Here is a 17,067-nt window from a genome sequence, read left to right on the forward strand (position 1 = left end):
ATGGGAATTTTATCCTTTTAAAGCAGCCTTTTATGTGTAAAAGACATCTGTGACTTTACGTACATAGTTTTGCGTTTCTTTAAACGGAGGAATTCCACCATATTTATCTACATTTCCCGGTCCTGCATTATAGGCTGCAAGAGCAAGCTCAAGATTATTGTCATACCTGTCCAGCATTTGGCGAAGGTATTTACTTCCGGCAATGATATTCTCCGCTGGATCAAAAACATTTTTGACACCGAGTCCACTGGCTGTTGCAGGCATAAGCTGCATCAGTCCTGACGCACCTGCATGGCTGACTGCATTTGGATTGAAATTTGATTCCTTTTGAATAACAGATTTAATAAGTTTGGCTGGAATATTGAACATGGAAGCAGCCTTATCAATGATTCCATCAAAATTAGCATTACTTTTGGCAGCTACTTTCGTCAGTTGAACAGGAGGCAGCATATGGCTAACGCTCTGTTTTGCTAAATCTAAATTGTTAACGGCAGTTTGCGCGCTGTTAAATAACTCCTCAAGCCTTGTTGCAGTGGCACCTAGAGCATTGCTTTCCTCACTCAGGATGCCGGAGAGCATTTCCTGAAAAAGGCCATTTCCAGATTGGCTCGTGGGCTTGTTAAAGTTTTGGAGTGCCTGTAATTCAAGTATGACTTTTAACTGGTCGACATTCATTGTGATTCTCCTGCCTGATCTATTATTGTAAAAGATTATATTTTTTTGCGTAAAATCTTTTAATTTTATTATCGGTCGATCTGAGAGGGATTTTTAGTTCTTCCAGTAATTTCAAGAATTCCTTATATCCTGCAGTCTCATTCGTCACTTCATATTCTAGCTCATAATCTTCTGTATTTAAATAGTAACTATGGTCCAGAACAAGCAATCCTTCTTTGTACTCAAGCTCAGCACGGACGGTGGTAAGAGACCCGAAATATAGCAATGACTCTGGATCTTTGATTAATCCCGAAACAGCGTCTTTAACCATACCATTTGGCAGTTTCCCCGTTGACAAAGCATCCTCCGCCTGGCTGGGCGTCAGCGTCTGGTTCGTTTCAAGCAATCCCTGTTGTGCAGGCTGCTTTAATGTCAATTCAAACCAGGATTCTTTTTCCCTGATTCTCAAGGCAGAACCTTTTTCCTTTAAGGTGAATGAGTTCGTATCGAAATAATGATTAATTTGTTTTTTGAATTGATTTGGTCCTATTTTAAAATGTATCGTAAGTAATTGGAATTCTTCCTGAGTCAGCATGTTCTTGAATTCTATTTCGATATTCTGGCTCACATATTTCCGCCCTTTCCAGTAAGTTGTCCTTATTATCTCTTTAAATCAGTTTGGCTTCAATGCTTAGTAGAAAATGGTTCGATATGATAAAATAAAAAAGATTATGGAGGTTGAAGATATGAGTCAAAAAATTTTAATTACAGAAGCGAAAATTGAAAATAATGAGCTGCGTCTCTCCACAAACACAGAGACTGACATTGGGGATTTTTCTCCAACAGGGCAAATGCTGGTTGATTCCGATCAATTATCATTTGTTTATATTGTTGATCAAGAGGATGGATATCGATACGTCACCATTCCAGAAGAGACTTGGAGTGTTATTCAGGATGGTCTCCAAGCTGGGCTTGAAACGTTTTTAACGAATAAAAACGGGAAACTTAAATTGGATAGCTTCCAAAGTGAAATGGAATATTTGATTGAGAATATCACCGGCAACAGCAATTATGGAGAGGAAATGGTCGCGAAAGTGGAACAGGTTTTTGCCGCACCCTCCGCTTAGGCTTTCGTGAATAGAACCGGATGAGGTGACTGATGTGAAACACTGGGATCAATTTTTAGAACCCTATAAGCACGCTGTTGAAGAATTGAAGGTAAAGCTTAAGGGAATCAGGAGCCAATATGAGCTCCATTCTGACCATTCCCCGATTGAATTCGTCACGGGAAGGGTAAAGCCTATTGCGAGCATCCTTGATAAAGCCCATCAAAAAGGAATTTCACTTGATAAACTTGAATCGGAAATGCAGGATATTGCCGGCTTGAGGATCATGTGCCAGTTCGTAGATGACATCAAGACAGTTGTCGAACTATTAAGAAGCCGGAATGATTTGGAGATTGTCGAGGAGAGGGATTATATCTCGCATAAAAAAGCGAGCGGCTACCGATCTTATCATGTCGTGATCAGCTATCCTGTCCAAACGATCCGTGGCGAAAGAAAGATCCTGGCCGAAATTCAAATAAGGACATTGGCGATGAATTTCTGGGCGACAGTCGAGCATTCGCTTAATTATAAATACAAAGGGCTTTTTCCGGAGGATATAAAAATCAGGCTGCAGCGCGCGGCAGAGGCAGCATTCCGTCTCGATGAAGAGATGTCGACCATCAGAGGAGAAATTCAGGATGCACAGGCATTTTTCACACGGAAGAAAGAAATGCAGCAGGGTGGGAAGAAATAGTAAATCCGAAATGCAGGGGTGTTTTGATACATGAAATTTGCGATCACTTCAAAAGGAGATTCCCGGTCCAATACGTTGATGCACAAGATGAAAACGTATCTTTTGGACTTTGATCTACAATATGATGAAGACCAGCCGGATATTTGTATTTCAGTAGGAGGCGACGGCACTCTTTTGTATGCCTTCCATCGATACAGCAGCCGGCTGGATAAAACAGCATTCATTGGAGTACATACCGGACACCTGGGCTTTTATGCCGACTGGGTCCCTGAAGAAATCGAAAAGCTTGTTATCGCCGTGGCCAAAACGCCATACCAGGTGATTGAGTATCCATTGCTCGAGGTCATTATCAGGTACCAGCACGGCGGCAGAGAAACTAGATATCTAGCCCTGAATGAATCGACCGTCAAATCTGTTGAAGGCACCCTGGTCATGGATGTTGAAATCAGAGGCCAGCATTTTGAACGCTTCCGTGGAGACGGTCTATGCGTATCCACGCCATCAGGAAGCACTGCCTACAATAAAGCATTGGGCGGTGCCATTCTGCATCCGTCACTGAGAGCAATCCAGGTTGCGGAGATGGCATCCATCAACAACCGTGTCTTTCGGACAGTGGGATCACCGTTAATCCTTCCTGACCATCATACCTGTACACTAAAGCCTGTCAATAGACCCGACTTCCAGGTAACGGTTGACCATTTGACCCTACTGCATAAAGACGTGAAATCAATCCAATTCCGCGTAGCAGACGAAAAAATCCGTTTCGCCCGATTCCGCCCCTTCCCATTCTGGAAAAGGGTGCATGATTCCTTTATCTCAGATAGTGATTAAAGAGCAAATGTTGAAGGGGAATTTTAAGAACCAGCGTTTAATGGACATTTCGAAGGCGGAACAAGCACAAAATGTCTAAGAACCCGCGTATAATGGACATTTTGAGGCCAGAATGAGCACGAAATGTCTAAGAACCCGCGTTTAATGGACATTTCGATGCCGGAACAAGCACAAAATGTCTAAGAACCCGCGTTTAATGGACATTCTGAGGCCAGAATGAGCACGAAATGTCTAAGAACCAGCGTTTAATGGACATTTCGATGCCGGAACAAGCACAAAATGTCTAAGAACCAGCGTTTAATGGACATTTCGATGCCGGAACAAGCACAAAATGTCTAAGAACCCGCATTTAATAGACATTTTGAGGCCAGAATGAGCACGAAATGTCTAAGATGATGATGTAAATACAAAGTCTTGATAAACGAAAAGAAGAACGACAGGAGCCGCTGATATGGCAACAAACTTCACATTGGATTTTACTGCTGAGGAAGCTGATCAAGGGAAGCTGCTAAGGGAATTCCTCAAAGAGAAAGAAATCTCTAAATCAGCACTGACAGATATTAAGTTCAAGGGCGGTTTTATTTCGGTGAATGATCAGGAAGTAAATGTCAGGTACGCATTAAAAACAGCTGATCGAGTCAGAATCGAGTTTCCTCCTGAAGTTCCGTCTGAGGGAATGAAGGGGGAGGAAATCCCGCTTTCGATTATATATGAGGATGAATATTTGCTGGTGGTCAATAAACCTCCAGAAATGAATACGATTCCTTCCAGGGAGCATCCATACGGAAGTCTGGCGAGCGGACTTATCGGATATTATGAAAGTCACGGAATACCAGCTACCACGCATATTGTTACCAGGCTGGACAGAGATACTTCCGGACTGGTCCTGATTGCCAAACATAGCCATGTCCATCACTTATTCAGTAAGCAGCAGCGTTCGGGCGGTGTAAAGCGGAGCTATGAAGCTTTTGCTGAAGGTTTTGTCGAACAGGGTGATGGAATGATCGATGCCCCGATTGCAAGGAAGCCAGACAGCATTATAGAACGAGAAGTGCATCCTGATGGATAGTATGCCTGCACTTTATTTGAAGTTAAAAAACGATATGAGGGGTTCACTCATATGAAGCTCTGGCTAAAAACAGGCAGGACCCATCAAATTAGGGTTCATATGAGTTACTTTGGCCATCCGCTTCTTGGTGATACTTTATATGGAGGCAGCCGGTATTCGATTTCAAGGCAAGCCTTGCATTGCAGGGAACTTACCTTTAGCCATCCATTTTTACATAAGCAAATGCATTTTACTGCAAGTTTGCCAATCGATATGCAAGAAGTGCTTGATCAAGGCAAGTCGTTTTGAAAACGATTTGCCTTTTTACATTTCTCTCAAATATTTCATCAGATATTTCCGGAAAAAAATCAAATCATAAGGAAGTAATGAATGCAATATGAAGGAGGAAGCATCACTTGAACATATATAAACATGGAAAGATATTGGCAGTATCTGCTGTTATGTTATTAGGGCTTACAGCATGCAACAATAATGATGAAGCGATGGATATGCGTGACAACAGGATGACTGCTCTGGGGAATAACCAGGAAAGCTATTGGGATAATGATGCAAATAGAATCAAGCAGCAAAGACGCAGAGCAGAAATCAATGCTGGTAAAGGAAATACTAATAAGCAAAACCAAAATCAAAATGGCGATAAGGCGACGAGTGAAATTATGCAGATGCCTGAAGGGTACATCACCGTAGACCCGAACTCTTACAGTACGGGAATTCCAAGTTCTAAATACCCTCATACAGAAATGAACACGCAGGGCAGGCTAACATTAACAGAAGGACAACGAGCTGATCTCGATAATATGCTGGCTGAATTGCAGCGTCGTACAGGTGTTGAACTTCCGGATTTGAACAAGGGACCTGAACAGGGTGCTGCACCTGAACAAGGAGCTGCACCAGCACCGCAGGAAAGGGCAACGCCAGCTCCAGCTCCTGAGCAAGGAACTGCCCCAACACCGCAGGAAAGAACAGCACCAGCTCCTGAACAAGGGGCCGCACCGCCACAGGAAAGGGCAACGCCAGCTCCAGCTCCTGAGCAAGGAACTGCTCCAACACCACAGGAAAGAACAACACCAGCTCCTGAACAAGGAGCTGCACCAGCACCACAGGAAAGAACAGCACCAGCTCCACAGGAGGAAGCAGCACCAGCTCCTGAGCAAAAAGCAACTCCTTCTGGTACCGAGATCAGTGCATTTGAAGCGAAAGTCATTGACCTGACAAACGAACAGCGCAGGAAAAACGGCTTGCCAAACCTGCAGCCTGACACAGCATTAAGCAATGTAGCTCAGGAAAAGTCAAATGATATGCAGGCGAAGAATTATTTTTCACATACAAGTCCAACTTATGGTTCTCCGTTCGATATGATGAGGGACTTTGGTGTTTCGTACAATACAGCCGGTGAGAACATCGCGATGGGCCAGCGAAGTGCTGAAGAAGTCGTGAACGCATGGATGAACAGCGAAGGACACAGGAAGAATATCTTAAGTCCTAACTACACGCATATTGGTGTTGGGCATACAACACAGGGGAACTACTGGACGCAAATGTTTATTGGGAAATAATAAGAAAAAGCTAACCATTGATGGTCAATGGTTAGCTTTTTTAAATAGGGGTATTATTTTATCTCCCTGAATTTTTCGGGCACAAACGGCATCGAGGACGGAACAGATACAAGTTCCATTTCTGGATAACGCAATGCTGACAAATTGCCGCCAAAAACAGCTCCTGTATCTATATTATAAGTGTTGTTAAGGACTCTTGGCTCTCTTACCGGTGTATGTCCATATACAATGGTTGCTTTTCCTTGGTAATTCTTTGCCCAATCACGGCGTACAGGAGTTCCGTCTGGATTGGTTTTACCAGTGATATCGCCATATAGGACAAAGGTTTTTACTTTTGAATTATGTTTCCCTATGTAATCTTCGCGGATTCCGGCATGGGCGATCACAAGCCGGCCCTGATCGAGGACGTGGTATAAAGGCGCAGATTCATATAAGGAAATGAATTTCCCGCGGAATTCATTTATTTGCTCTGAATTCAGTGACATAATTTCCGAAACTGTTGTCTCAAGTCCATGTGTTGTCTGGACTTTATTTCCTAACAGATATCGGTACAGTTTATTGCAATGGTTCCCCGGAACATAGAAAGCGGCTTTTTTATTCATTGCCAATTCCCAAACCAGAGTTGCTGTTTTTAATGATTCTGGTCCTCTGTCAGTCAGATCACCGACAAAAGCAAGATGCCGGTTATCAGGATGAACCGGAAGGCCGGTGCTCCAGTCGTAACCAAGTTTTTTGGTGAGTTCTTCAAATTCCTGATAACAGCCATGGATATCGCCGATAATATCTAGGTTCATTTATGAATGTCCTCCTTTAATTGTATATTCTTCCCGCAGTCTGAAAAAGGACAAGTTTACATCAAAAAAGGGAATGTTAAGACAAAGCAATAATCTGGTATCTAACATATATTGCCCAATTAATTTTAAATGAAAAAGAGTAGATAAAAGACAAAGAATTTAATAAATGCTAGTATAATGAAATGTACATAAAGGAAAGGGGGTAAGGTGTATGTCTGAAGAACGTCAAGAATCAGCATCCAGGCAGCAAATCAATTCTGAGCTGCTGATGGAAGCACTTTACTCTGAGAAAATTGATGATTTCCGTTCAGAATTTCTAGACTTGCATCCATATGACCAGGCCGAATTTTTCAGTGAGCTTGATGATGAGGATCGGGCGAAGGTTTATAACTTCCTTTCACCAGAAGAGATGGCAGATCTTTTTGAAAACCTGGAAGCGGATGAAGAGGACTTTAAAGATGTATTGGCCCAGATGAATCCTAATTATGCGGCTGACATGCTGTCTAATATGTATGCGGATGACGCGGTCGATGTCCTGAATGAACTCGATAAAGACCAGGTTGCCAGTTATTTGACCATCATGGACGAAGATGCAGCACAGGAAATCAAGGACTTGCTGCATTATGAAGAATATACTGCCGGAAGCATCATGACGACAGAATTCATTGCGATCTCTGCCAACCAGACGGTGAGATCGGCAATGTATATCCTGAAAAAAGAAGCGCCGCAAGCCGAGACGATTTATTACATCTTTGTCGTTGATGAAGAAAAAAGGCTGGCTGGTGTTGTATCTTTGAGAGACCTGATTGTTGCAGATGATGAAACGATGATTGTTGAGATTATGAATGATCGAGTAGTCTCTGTTTCGGTTGGCGAGGATCAGGAGGAAGTAGCCAGGATGATGAGGGATTATAATTTCCTCGCCCTTCCTGTAGTCGACTTCCAAAACCATCTCCTCGGAATCATCACGGTCGATGACATTATAGACGTCATGGAAGAAGAAGCTTCGGATGACTATTCAAAGCTGGCAGGTATAGCCGACCTTGATACTGTAGACCAAAATCCATTAAGTGCTGCCAAGAAGCGTTTGCCCTGGCTGATCATTTTGCTCTTTTTGGGCATGTTTACGGCTAGCCTGATAGGAAGGTTCGAGGATACATTGGATAAGGTAGCTATTTTGGCCGTTTTCATTCCTCTCATCGCCGGTATGGCAGGTAATACAGGAACCCAGGCACTTGCTGTAGCTGTAAGGGGGATTGCGACTGGGGACCTTGAAAAAGAGAGCAAATGGAGCATTATCCTTAGGGAAGCGGGAACTGGATTAATTACAGGAGCAGTTTGCGGCATCCTTGTCACATTCATCGTCTATTTTTGGAAAGGTGAACTATTCCTTGGAGCGTTGGTAGGAATTTCTATCTTTATCACGCTGATCATTTCGACACTGGCAGGAACGCTGGTTCCGCTGCTCATGCACAGATTGAAGATCGACCCTGCCGTTGCATCAGGTCCGTTTATCACGACGATTAATGATATCATCAGTATCCTGATATATTTTGGAATTGCAACAGCTTTCATGAGTTACCTTACTTAATATACAACGTTCAGGTGATAACTGTTCGTTTAGATCGATACAACGCAAATCCTATTTAACAAAGGAGGGAAGAGGATGGAACATCATGCTTCGATTACCTCACTCGTAATCGTCATCATTGTTGCATTTTTAACACCTATTTTATTGCACCGTTTAAAATTGAACATCATACCAGTTGTAGTCGCAGAAATCATAATGGGCCTAATCATAGGTAAAAGCGGCTTGAACATCGTCCATGAGGATGCCTGGCTTGGCACCCTTTCAACCCTGGGATTCTTGTTCCTGATGTTCTTGAGCGGGCTGGAGATTGACTTTACAGCCTTTTCAGGGAACAAAAAAAATCAAACCAGGAAGGGCAATGAGCAAAAAGAACCGAATACGTTTATTGTGGCCACGATCATCTTCATTGGCATTTTCATCGTCTCATTTGGCTTATCGTATTTGTTCGTACTTGCAGGCTTCATCGAAAATGTATTTTTAATGACATTGATCATTTCAACGATTTCACTAGGAGTTGTCGTGCCTACATTGAAGGACGCACACCTGATGAAAACAAATATCGGACAGACAATCTTGTTGGTGGCGGTTATTGCTGATCTGGCAACGATGATCCTGCTCGCTGTCTTTGTCTCTATTTATGATGGAGGGGAAGGAAACACCTGGCTGCTGCTCGTCCTGTTTGCGGCGGGAGTTGGGCTGTATTTTATCGGAAGAATTTTCAAGAACCGTACTTTCATCAATGCACTTTCGACAGGAACAACACAGATTGGCACTCGTGCTGTTTTTGCCCTGATTATTTTGCTGGTCGCAATCTCTGAAACGGTAGGGGCCGAAAATATCCTGGGTGCGTTCCTGGCAGGTGTGCTTGTCTCCCTGCTGGCACCGGACCAGGAAATGGTCCATAAGCTTGATTCCTTTGGCTATGGCTTCCTGATTCCTATCTTCTTCGTAATGGTTGGGGTGGACCTGGACGTCTGGTCTTTGTTCAGTGACAAAAAGCTATTATTACTAATTCCGTTATTGCTATTTGCGCTGTTTTTGTCAAAATTGATCCCAGTCTATTTGTTGAAAAAATGGTACGACACGAAAACAGTCCTTGCAGCCGGGTTCCTGCTGACATCCACTTTGTCACTAGTCATAGCGGCTGCAACAATTGGGGAAAGAATGGAAATGATCACGCCGGAGATGAGCGGTACACTGATTCTTGTTGCAGTAATCTCCAGCGTTCTGACACCAATCTTATTCAAAAAGTTATTCCCGCAGGAAAAGACAGAGGAAGTAAAAGTCAAAGTGGCATTCATTGGCGCCAACCAGATGACACTTCCTGTTTCCCGGGCCCTTCAGTCTTCATTGTATGAACCGGTTCTTTTTCATACGAAACAGGAAAAAGCGGATAACCGAATTGCTGATTCAGTGTTTGAAATCATCGAGATGGAGAATTATGAAATTGATACACTAGATAAACACGAGGTGTATGATGCGGATATCATTGTCATCTCCACCGGAGATCCTGATCTGAACGCGACGATTGCTGTCAGTGCAAAAGAGCATGGTGTTGAACGTGTCATTGCGAGAATTGAAAGTCCGGACCTTGCAGAAAAAGCCCAGGAAGAGGGAATCGAGGTATTCTCGGTCCTCCGTTCAACAGAATCACTGCTTCGTGCAATGATTGAATCACCAGGGGTAATGACAATCCTGACCAATCAAGAAAATTCCCTGCATGAAATCAGGATGCTGAATGATCATTTTGACGGTATGTCACTAAGACGCTTCCCGTTCACTGGAGATGTCATATTTGTCCGGATCTTGCGTGAAAATGAATCAATCGTGCCTCACGGCGATACCGAGCTGAGGCTGAATGACCGTCTGATCGTTACTGGTTCCAAGGAATATGTCGATGAACTGAAACGAGAACTTGAATTCTGTTTTTGGTGCTAATTGAACTAAACCCGCCATCCCGGCGGGTTTTTCTTTGCAAATGAAGAAATTTAGTGTACAATTAGCACTAGGTACTAATAACTTGTATTAACAGGGGGATAATTTTCAAAATGACTCTTTCATTGAACGGTAAAACATATGTAGTAATGGGTGTAGCCAATAAAAGAAGCATTGCCTGGGGTATTGCTCAATCTCTCCACAATTCCGGGGCTAATTTAATTTTCACTTATGCAGGAGAGCGTCTTGAGAAAAGTGTACGCGAACTTGCCGCATCCCTTGATCAAAACTATTTAGTTTTGCCTTGCGATGTTACAAATGATGAAGATGTTGCTAAATGCTTCAAAGAAATAAAGGAAGAGGCTGGCACGATTTATGGTGTGGCTCACTGTATCGCATTCGCGAACAAAGAAGAGCTGCAGGGTGACTATATGAATGTATCACGCGATGGATTCCTGCTGGCCCATAATATCAGTGCATACTCATTGACTGCCGTCGCCAAGGAAGCGAAAGAGCTGATGGCTGAAGGCGGGAGCATTGTCACTTTGACGTATCTCGGCGGTGAACGTGCAATCCCGAACTACAATGTCATGGGTGTGGCAAAGGCATCCCTGGATGCAAGTGTTCGTTACCTTGCTGCAGACTTAGGAAAGCACAATATCCGTGTAAACTCCATTTCAGCCGGCCCAATCCGAACACTGTCTGCTAAAGGCGTAAGTGATTTCAATTCTATTTTAAGGGATATTGAAGAGAGAGCTCCGCTACGCCGCAATACTACTCCGGAAGAAGTCGGTGACACAGCCGTTTTCCTGTTCAGTGACATGTCCCGCGGGATAACTGGCGAAAATATTCATGTTGATTCAGGATTTCATATTTTATAAGAGAAAAGCCCGCATAATAGCGGGCTTTTTTTGTTTTTGTCAGGAACGATTTCGGCACCTATTATAGGCAAACGCATAAATATAAAAAGACTGAAGTAACGGAGGTGCTGTATGGGAAGGAAAAGAAGTCGTAAGCAAACGCCCTTGTTTTACATTAATCAACCAAACATAGAGTTCCCGAAACTCGATATGCAAAAGAATTTTATCTATAAAACTAATGAGGCTGATAAGGAGCCGGAATTGCTTGATAACAACAAAACCGAAGATGATGCCGAGATGGTGGAACAGGAAGAAGTGGAAGAAGAAACAAATGAAAGTGAACAGGTGGGCGATAAAAAGAAAAAGACATTCCAGGAGTATACTCTGGAAGAAAAGATTAAGCATTTAAACCTCGTCCCCGCTACAGTAGCGAAGGTTAAATATGAGTTTATTACGCTTGAAAGATCCTATAAGGGATATTTTACGGGGATGAAAGGAAGAACTTTGCTCATCCATTCTGTGAGTCCAAGGAGGAAAAACGTTAATCTCCTAGTGGAGGATATTGTAGATATAAAAAGAATCGGACTGTAAAAATAGGCTTACCAATTTAAGGTAAGCCTGTTCTTACACACTTTCATGTTAGTCACTGCCAGGAAGGCTTGAAAGCGGCAAACCCTCTACAGGGTCTAAGCAAGTGACAGCACAGAAGCAATCGAGGTCGACAGTGATGCAGATACCAGTTCTGAAGAATTCATTTCTTGAACCGCCAGTTTGAATTTGGCGGCAAGGATCATCAAAGCCTTGGCCCTCATCGCCACGTGTAACCAGTAATTCAACTTTAGCGCAGCAGTCGTTGTCTACTGAAATTACCCGGAAGAAGAATGACCTAAAGCAATCCAATCTTTGTGGACCTCCGCCATTTGGTCGGACACGAGCTCCAAACCCTTCGAATGGTACACAATCACCGCAGTATAAAATAATTGGAATTGTATCTAAACCGTTGGTCGGAGTTTGCACGCCAGCCAGCAATTCTCTTATAGATCTATCGCAACTGACATCGCAATCATCGTCAACATCTACTTGATCCTGAGCGTCCGCTATTGCTCTTAGTACTTCACATACGCAATTGTCGCCATCATGCTTTTTACCTTTGCAACCCATAAAATATTCATCTCCTTTTAGTTGATATGACCTATTGTCCTTAATAGAATATGAATCGCCCTCCTAATGGTGTGGGTGTTTGTCTAATTTTTCAGCATCTTTCCTGAAAAAATAAGGTCAGGAGCGGACATGCTAAAGACCGCTCATAGGTATTTGCCATGTAGAAGCTGAATTGATTTGATCAAACAGGTGGTGTAAAGAATGGGAAGTTGGCTAGACTTATGCCTGCTTGTTTTTGCGAGCTTTCGATTGACCAGGCTGATTGTCTACGATAAAATCACTGAGTTCCTGCGTGCACCTTTCCATGATACGGTAGTTGAAACTTTGGAAGATGGCAGCACGGAAACATATATAGAAATCAAAGGAGATGGACTTAAATATTGGGTCGGAGAGCTGTTGAGCTGCCACTGGTGTTCCGGAATCTGGTCGTCTGTTTTCATATATGCTGCTTATGAATTGTTACCACAGCTATCCATGCCGGTCATAATAATTTTGGCGATTTCAGGAATTTCCTCGTTGGTACAGCATATTTTCATAGAAGACTGATCCTTAAGTTCTCTTAATGCTTGAAATATAGTGAGTCCGTCCAGAACCCCTTTGGATACTTGTTCATAAAGTATAATATGGACTCTTTAATGAAGGGGTTGTAATCATGGAAGAAAAACCAAAAAAGGATAGCAGCAAGGGTTCAACAGAATCTAAAAGTAGTGCAGCAACCCGCCGAGTGCGTAAAAAACGCGGCTGTGGCTGCGGTAAAAAGAAAAAGCGAGTATAGAAGCAACGTCTGCCAAAACTTTCTGGCAGGCGTTTTTTTTTTGAGTTGTTTGAGCGTTAAAAAGGCATGCTATAAAGGCTGCAAAGTGCAATTGTTTCGTCATGGCCGGCTGTAATGAGAACTATAAAAACTAACTGGTACATTTTTCAGACAGTGGATTAATCTAATGCAGTTTTTCCTCAGAATAACTTTTTTACAATTACATGGAAATAAAACCCACACTAAAAAATTCATAAATTGGGTTTCAGACGTGGAAAATAATTTTATCAGATGAACCATAGGAAGGGATTAATGATGAATATGAAACAAGCTGTAAATCTTTTGGCGATAGTTATAATGCTTGGAGCTGGCACTGCTGGCTGTACTTCTTTTGGGAAAACTTCACCACAGAGCAGAGCATCCATGATTCAGTCCGTCAATCCTGATCCAGGTGCGACAAATGATCTGGATGAGAAGGATATCAAGCTTGCCAAGAAGGTTAAGAAAGATATCGCTGCACTTGATGAAATTTATGATGTCGCCGTAATTGCAGGAAAAAAAGAAATATTAGTCGCATACAAGGTTAAGCATTTAAAGCGGTTCGGCATGAAGCGGATCGAAAAAGAAATCAATAAGAAGCTGGAAAAGAATTATCCTGATGAAGATTTTATTGTTTCCAGTGACTATAAGATTTTTATTGAAGCGGTGGAGCTTCGGGAGAAAATGAAAGATCCGTCCTTTCCGGATAAGAAAGCCGAAGAGCAATTGCAGCGGATTATTTCGCTGAAAAAGGAATTAACATAAGAAAGGATGGGTGAAATGGGGGATAAAAAAAAGCAAAAGATGACACCTGAGCAGCAGCAGTATCAGGAGCTGGAACAAAAGCATGAACTAAAACGCCCAGTAGTTAAAAATTGTATCAAGGCATTTTTGGTTGGCGGATTGATTTGTACAATAGGTCAGGTAATCACCTATTTTTATATCTACTTTTTTAATTTTACAGAACAAACAGCTGGTAATCCGACTGTTGCTACGATGATTTTTCTTTCCATGCTGTTGACAGGGTTTGGTGTATATGACCATATCGGACAATTTGCAGGAGCGGGCAGTGCTGTACCGGTTACTGGCTTTGGGAATTCCGTCATCTCAGCGGCGATAGAACACCGAACTGAAGGTTTTGTCCTCGGTGTCGGCGGAAACATGTTCAAACTGGCAGGGTCAGTCATTTTATTTGGTGTCTTTGCCGCTTTTGTCGTTGCTCTGGTAAAAACTTTGTTGACGATGATGGGGGTGCTGTAAATGTTGATTGGAAAGCAATCATGGCAATTTGCTAACATGCCTGTCATTGAATCATGGGGCTCATCAGGCGGTCCTTTCGAGGCTGAGGGAAAATTGGCAGCTGATTTTGATGTCCTGCATGATGATTTGTGGATGGGAGAAGACTCATACGAAAAAGCACATAGAGTTTTACTGGAGGAGGCAATTAAGTCTGCGTTGCAGAAAGGGAATTTCAACAAAGAGGATATGCAATTTATGCTTGCAGGGGATTTAATCAACCAGATCACACCGACCAGTTTTGCGGCAAGGACGATGGAAATTCCATATTTCGGCCTCTTCGGTGCCTGCTCAACCTCAATGGAGGGCCTTGCGCTAGCATCATTTATTGTGAACTACCAGGGAGCAAAGAAGACTGTAACCGGCGCATCAAGCCACAATTCGGCGGCAGAAAAACAATTCCGCTACCCGACAGAATATGGCGGACAAAAGCCACCGACAGCACAGTGGACTGTTACCGGAGCCGGAGCGGCTGTTTTAACGGACAATCCGGAAAAGCAGGGGAAAATCGTAACCACCTCTGCGACTATTGGGAAAGTAGTGGACATGGGGATTACTGATCCCTTTAACATGGGCGGGGCAATGGCTCCTGCAGCCGCTGATACGATCATCGCCCACTTTAAAGATTTTAATCGAGAACCCTCCTATTATGACTTGGTTGTCACAGGTGATCTTGGAAGGATTGGACAGGCTACTACATACGAGCTTTTGCAGCAGTCTGGACTAGAGATTACCAAGGAACAATTTAAGGATTGCGGTTTGATGATTTATAACGATGACCAGCAGGTCCAATCTGGAGGCAGCGGAGCAGGATGCTCGGCTTCCGTCCTGTATGGCCATTTACTAAACCAGATGAATAATGGTGTCTATAAGAGAATCCTTGTTGTTGCGACAGGAGCTCTGTTATCACCGCTATCTTTCCAGCAAAATGAAACCATTCCATGTATAGCCCACGCAGTATCTATAGAAATGAATTAAAAAGGAGGAATCAAATTGCTGCCAATGTTTTTCTGGGCTTTTGTTATCGGAGGCTTGATCTGTGTATTTGGCCAATTGATGTTTGACATTGTGAAATTGACACCAGGGCACACGATGAGTCTGCTTGTGGTTATTGGGGCTGTCCTTGACGGTTTTGGGCTTTATGAACCTTTAATTGATTTTGCCGGAGCAGGTGCTACGATTCCAATTACAAGCTTTGGAAATTCACTTGTGCACGGAGCGTTGCAGGAGGCAGAGCAGCACGGTTTGGTCGGCGTCCTGACAGGGATGTTCGAAATCACGAGTTCGGGTATATCGGCTGCTGTGATCTTTGGCTTTATCGGCGCCCTTATCTTTAAGCCAAAAGGCTGATTCTGTGTCACAGGAATGATCTAATGCCGGATATTCTTAGAACCATCATAAGGTCCATCTTGCTGATTGTAGGCTTATTTATCATCACTAAGCTTCTTGGAAAAAAGCAATTGTCGAGTCTGTCATTTTTTGAATATATCGTTGGTATCACTGTGGGAGATATTGCTGGCACATTAGCGATGGACCCTGATTTGAGCTTGAGGGACGGAATTGCCAGCCTGGTTGTCTGGTCGTTCGTCCCTTTGGCGATTTCAACAATATCCTTAAGAAGCAGACTATTCCGCAAAATAGTTGAGGGGAAGTCAACAACCTTCATTGAGAAGGGCAATATTCTCGAAAAGAATATGCGAAAAGAGAAATACAGTATAGATGAACTCCTGGAACAACTCCGCAAGAAAAGTGTATTTAAAGTGGCTGATGTTGAGTTTGCTTCGCTTGATTCGAATGGAGAATTGAGTGTTTTGTTGAAGAAAGCCAAACAGCCTTTAAAGTATGAGGATTACAAAATACAAATGGAAGAAGAGACTCCCTCGGTTGCCGTTTTGATGGACGGTAATTTTATCGAGGAAAATTTAAGGCGGGTTGGTCTGGATAGAAATGCTTTAATTGCAAAAATCCATGAAAAAGGGAACAAGCCACAGGAAGTTTTTTACGCTGAAGTGGATTCTAATGGAAACCTTAAAATTGACCTATATGATGAATATTTAACAGGTCATTTCCCGGATTTTGATCATATTTAACCCACGATTTTTAAATGGGTGGGGGCTCGCCCATACGTATTCGTTAAGCCTTACATATATTGCTATTGAGTAATAAAAAGTGAGGTGAAGAAGAATGGGCTACGGTTTTGGTGGCTTTTGCGGCGGCGGCGGCTACGGCTACGGCGGTGGCGGCTATTACGGCTCCACTTTCGTATTGATCGTCGTATTGTTCATTTTGTTGATTATTGTAGGAGCAAGCTTCTACAACTAAATGTAAGTAGGAAAGCTGTTCCATTCGGGACAGCTTTTTCTTGTTAGGGGGGATTGCTGATTTTTATCAGCTCACTTTCACCTTTTTTTGCTTCCTTCATACTATAGAGTAGTTAAAGAAGGAGGCGTGATTTTATATGGATAATAATTTCTTCAAGAATATAGAAAAAAAGACTGGCGTAAATATGAATGATGTATTTGAGTTAGCGAATTCATTACAAAATGCGAATTTTAAAGATGAGCAAACAGTAAGAGGCGTTATCCGCCGTGTTTCAAAAATGGCTAACAAGCCAGTAAGTAAAGAAATGGAAGACAAGATTGTGGAATCCATTGTCAAGGATGGAAAACAGCTTGATTTTGGCCAGATCTCCAAAATGATCAATAAAAAGTAATTCTTGAATGTCAA

Annotated in this window: 22 protein-coding genes and 1 pseudogene; 19 read left to right on the top strand and 4 right to left on the bottom strand. The window is 42.8% G+C overall.

Going from position 1 to position 17,067, the window contains the following annotated elements; all coding sequences use genetic code 11:
• Positions 1–30: 30 nt before the first annotated feature.
• Together J7E37_RS14745 and J7E37_RS14750 are read right to left on the bottom strand one after the other, a co-directional pair.
• Positions 31–675: a lytic transglycosylase domain-containing protein gene (locus J7E37_RS14745; RefSeq protein ID WP_214776564.1), complete on the bottom strand. Its 645-nt coding sequence runs from the start codon at positions 673–675 to the stop codon at positions 31–33.
• A 22-nt stretch (positions 676–697) separates the two neighbouring features.
• Positions 698–1,282: a CYTH domain-containing protein gene (locus tag J7E37_RS14750; RefSeq protein ID WP_214776563.1), complete on the bottom strand. Its 585-nt coding sequence runs from the start codon at positions 1,280–1,282 to the stop codon at positions 698–700.
• Positions 1,283–1,400: 118 nt separating this feature from the next.
• On the opposite strand from J7E37_RS14750, the gene J7E37_RS14755 reads away from it, so the two are divergent.
• From J7E37_RS14755 to J7E37_RS22120, 6 genes and pseudogenes are all read left to right on the top strand, one after another.
• Positions 1,401–1,781: a UPF0738 family protein gene (locus tag J7E37_RS14755; protein ID WP_251009682.1), complete on the top strand. Its 381-nt coding sequence runs from the start codon at positions 1,401–1,403 to the stop codon at positions 1,779–1,781.
• Between the two features lie 34 nt (positions 1,782–1,815).
• Positions 1,816–2,454, top strand: a complete 639-nt coding sequence (yjbM, locus tag J7E37_RS14760) for a GTP diphosphokinase (protein ID WP_214776562.1) — start codon at positions 1,816–1,818, stop codon at positions 2,452–2,454.
• Positions 2,455–2,484: 30 nt separating this feature from the next.
• Entirely contained in the window at positions 2,485–3,285 is an 801-nt protein-coding gene (locus tag J7E37_RS14765) for an NAD kinase (RefSeq protein ID WP_167833807.1), read from the top strand.
• A 451-nt stretch (positions 3,286–3,736) separates the two neighbouring features.
• Positions 3,737–4,354, top strand: a complete 618-nt coding sequence (locus J7E37_RS14770) for an RluA family pseudouridine synthase (protein ID WP_483297215.1) — start codon at positions 3,737–3,739, stop codon at positions 4,352–4,354.
• A 51-nt stretch (positions 4,355–4,405) separates the two neighbouring features.
• On the top strand, positions 4,406–4,642 hold the full coding sequence (locus J7E37_RS22620) for a hypothetical protein (protein WP_483297216.1): 237 nt from the start codon (positions 4,406–4,408) through the stop codon (positions 4,640–4,642).
• A 710-nt stretch (positions 4,643–5,352) separates the two neighbouring features.
• Positions 5,353–5,910, top strand: a pseudogene (locus J7E37_RS22120) (CAP domain-containing protein); the annotation flags it as partial.
• 53 nt (positions 5,911–5,963) lie between these two features.
• Here J7E37_RS22120 and prpE read toward each other — a convergent pair.
• Positions 5,964–6,704 carry a bis(5'-nucleosyl)-tetraphosphatase PrpE gene (prpE, locus tag J7E37_RS14780; protein WP_214776560.1) on the bottom strand — a complete coding sequence of 247 codons (741 nt, stop codon included), beginning with the start codon at positions 6,702–6,704 and terminating at the stop codon, positions 5,964–5,966.
• 268 nt (positions 6,705–6,972) lie between these two features.
• On the opposite strand from prpE, the gene mgtE reads away from it, so the two are divergent.
• From mgtE to J7E37_RS14800, 4 genes are all read left to right on the top strand, one after another.
• Positions 6,973–8,295, top strand: coding sequence for a magnesium transporter (gene mgtE / locus J7E37_RS14785; protein ID WP_251009696.1), 1,323 nt, complete (start codon positions 6,973–6,975; stop codon positions 8,293–8,295).
• Positions 8,296–8,370: 75 nt separating this feature from the next.
• Positions 8,371–10,233: a monovalent cation:proton antiporter family protein gene (locus J7E37_RS14790; RefSeq protein WP_215024701.1), complete on the top strand. Its 1,863-nt coding sequence runs from the start codon at positions 8,371–8,373 to the stop codon at positions 10,231–10,233.
• A gap of 110 nt (positions 10,234–10,343) precedes the next feature.
• Entirely contained in the window at positions 10,344–11,111 is a 768-nt protein-coding gene (gene fabI / locus J7E37_RS14795; protein ID WP_214776557.1) for an enoyl-ACP reductase FabI, read from the top strand.
• Between the two features lie 111 nt (positions 11,112–11,222).
• Positions 11,223–11,681: a CotO family spore coat protein gene (locus J7E37_RS14800; RefSeq protein ID WP_215024705.1), complete on the top strand. Its 459-nt coding sequence runs from the start codon at positions 11,223–11,225 to the stop codon at positions 11,679–11,681.
• A 48-nt stretch (positions 11,682–11,729) separates the two neighbouring features.
• On the opposite strand, the gene J7E37_RS14805 is transcribed toward J7E37_RS14800, so the two are convergent.
• A complete protein-coding gene (locus tag J7E37_RS14805) occupies positions 11,730–12,251 on the bottom strand; it encodes a CotY/CotZ family spore coat protein (protein WP_214776555.1) in 522 nt (173 codons plus the stop codon).
• Between the two features lie 201 nt (positions 12,252–12,452).
• Here J7E37_RS14805 and J7E37_RS14810 point away from each other — a divergent pair, with 201 nt between their 5' ends.
• From J7E37_RS14810 to spoVIF, 9 genes are all read left to right on the top strand, one after another.
• A complete protein-coding gene (locus tag J7E37_RS14810) occupies positions 12,453–12,797 on the top strand; it encodes a DUF1360 domain-containing protein (protein WP_214776554.1) in 345 nt (114 codons plus the stop codon).
• Positions 12,798–12,903: 106 nt separating this feature from the next.
• Complete coding sequence (locus J7E37_RS22300) at positions 12,904–13,026, top strand: hypothetical protein (RefSeq protein WP_285290340.1); 123 nt, start codon at positions 12,904–12,906, stop codon at positions 13,024–13,026.
• A gap of 294 nt (positions 13,027–13,320) precedes the next feature.
• Positions 13,321–13,809: a YhcN/YlaJ family sporulation lipoprotein gene (locus J7E37_RS14815; RefSeq protein WP_251009683.1), complete on the top strand. Its 489-nt coding sequence runs from the start codon at positions 13,321–13,323 to the stop codon at positions 13,807–13,809.
• Between the two features lie 15 nt (positions 13,810–13,824).
• Complete coding sequence (spoVAC, locus tag J7E37_RS14820; protein WP_214776553.1) at positions 13,825–14,304, top strand: stage V sporulation protein AC; 480 nt, start codon at positions 13,825–13,827, stop codon at positions 14,302–14,304.
• Positions 14,305–15,318, top strand: a complete 1,014-nt coding sequence (spoVAD, locus tag J7E37_RS14825) for a stage V sporulation protein AD (RefSeq protein ID WP_214776552.1) — start codon at positions 14,305–14,307, stop codon at positions 15,316–15,318.
• Between the two features lie 15 nt (positions 15,319–15,333).
• Positions 15,334–15,690: a stage V sporulation protein AE gene (gene spoVAE / locus J7E37_RS14830; protein WP_214776551.1), complete on the top strand. Its 357-nt coding sequence runs from the start codon at positions 15,334–15,336 to the stop codon at positions 15,688–15,690.
• A gap of 23 nt (positions 15,691–15,713) precedes the next feature.
• The gene (locus tag J7E37_RS14835) at positions 15,714–16,430 is read left to right on the top strand and encodes a DUF421 domain-containing protein (protein ID WP_214776550.1); all 717 of its coding nucleotides are present in this window, start codon (positions 15,714–15,716) and stop codon (positions 16,428–16,430) included.
• Between the two features lie 94 nt (positions 16,431–16,524).
• Positions 16,525–16,662 carry a YjcZ family sporulation protein gene (locus tag J7E37_RS14840; protein ID WP_214776549.1) on the top strand — a complete coding sequence of 46 codons (138 nt, stop codon included), beginning with the start codon at positions 16,525–16,527 and terminating at the stop codon, positions 16,660–16,662.
• A 136-nt stretch (positions 16,663–16,798) separates the two neighbouring features.
• Positions 16,799–17,053 carry a sporulation-specific transcription regulator SpoVIF gene (spoVIF, locus tag J7E37_RS14845; RefSeq protein ID WP_023615234.1) on the top strand — a complete coding sequence of 85 codons (255 nt, stop codon included), beginning with the start codon at positions 16,799–16,801 and terminating at the stop codon, positions 17,051–17,053.
• Positions 17,054–17,067: the final 14 nt, after the last annotated feature.

This window comes from Bacillus sp. ISL-39, assembly GCF_018613295.1.
Lineage (GTDB): Bacteria > Bacillota > Bacilli > Bacillales > Cytobacillaceae > Mesobacillus.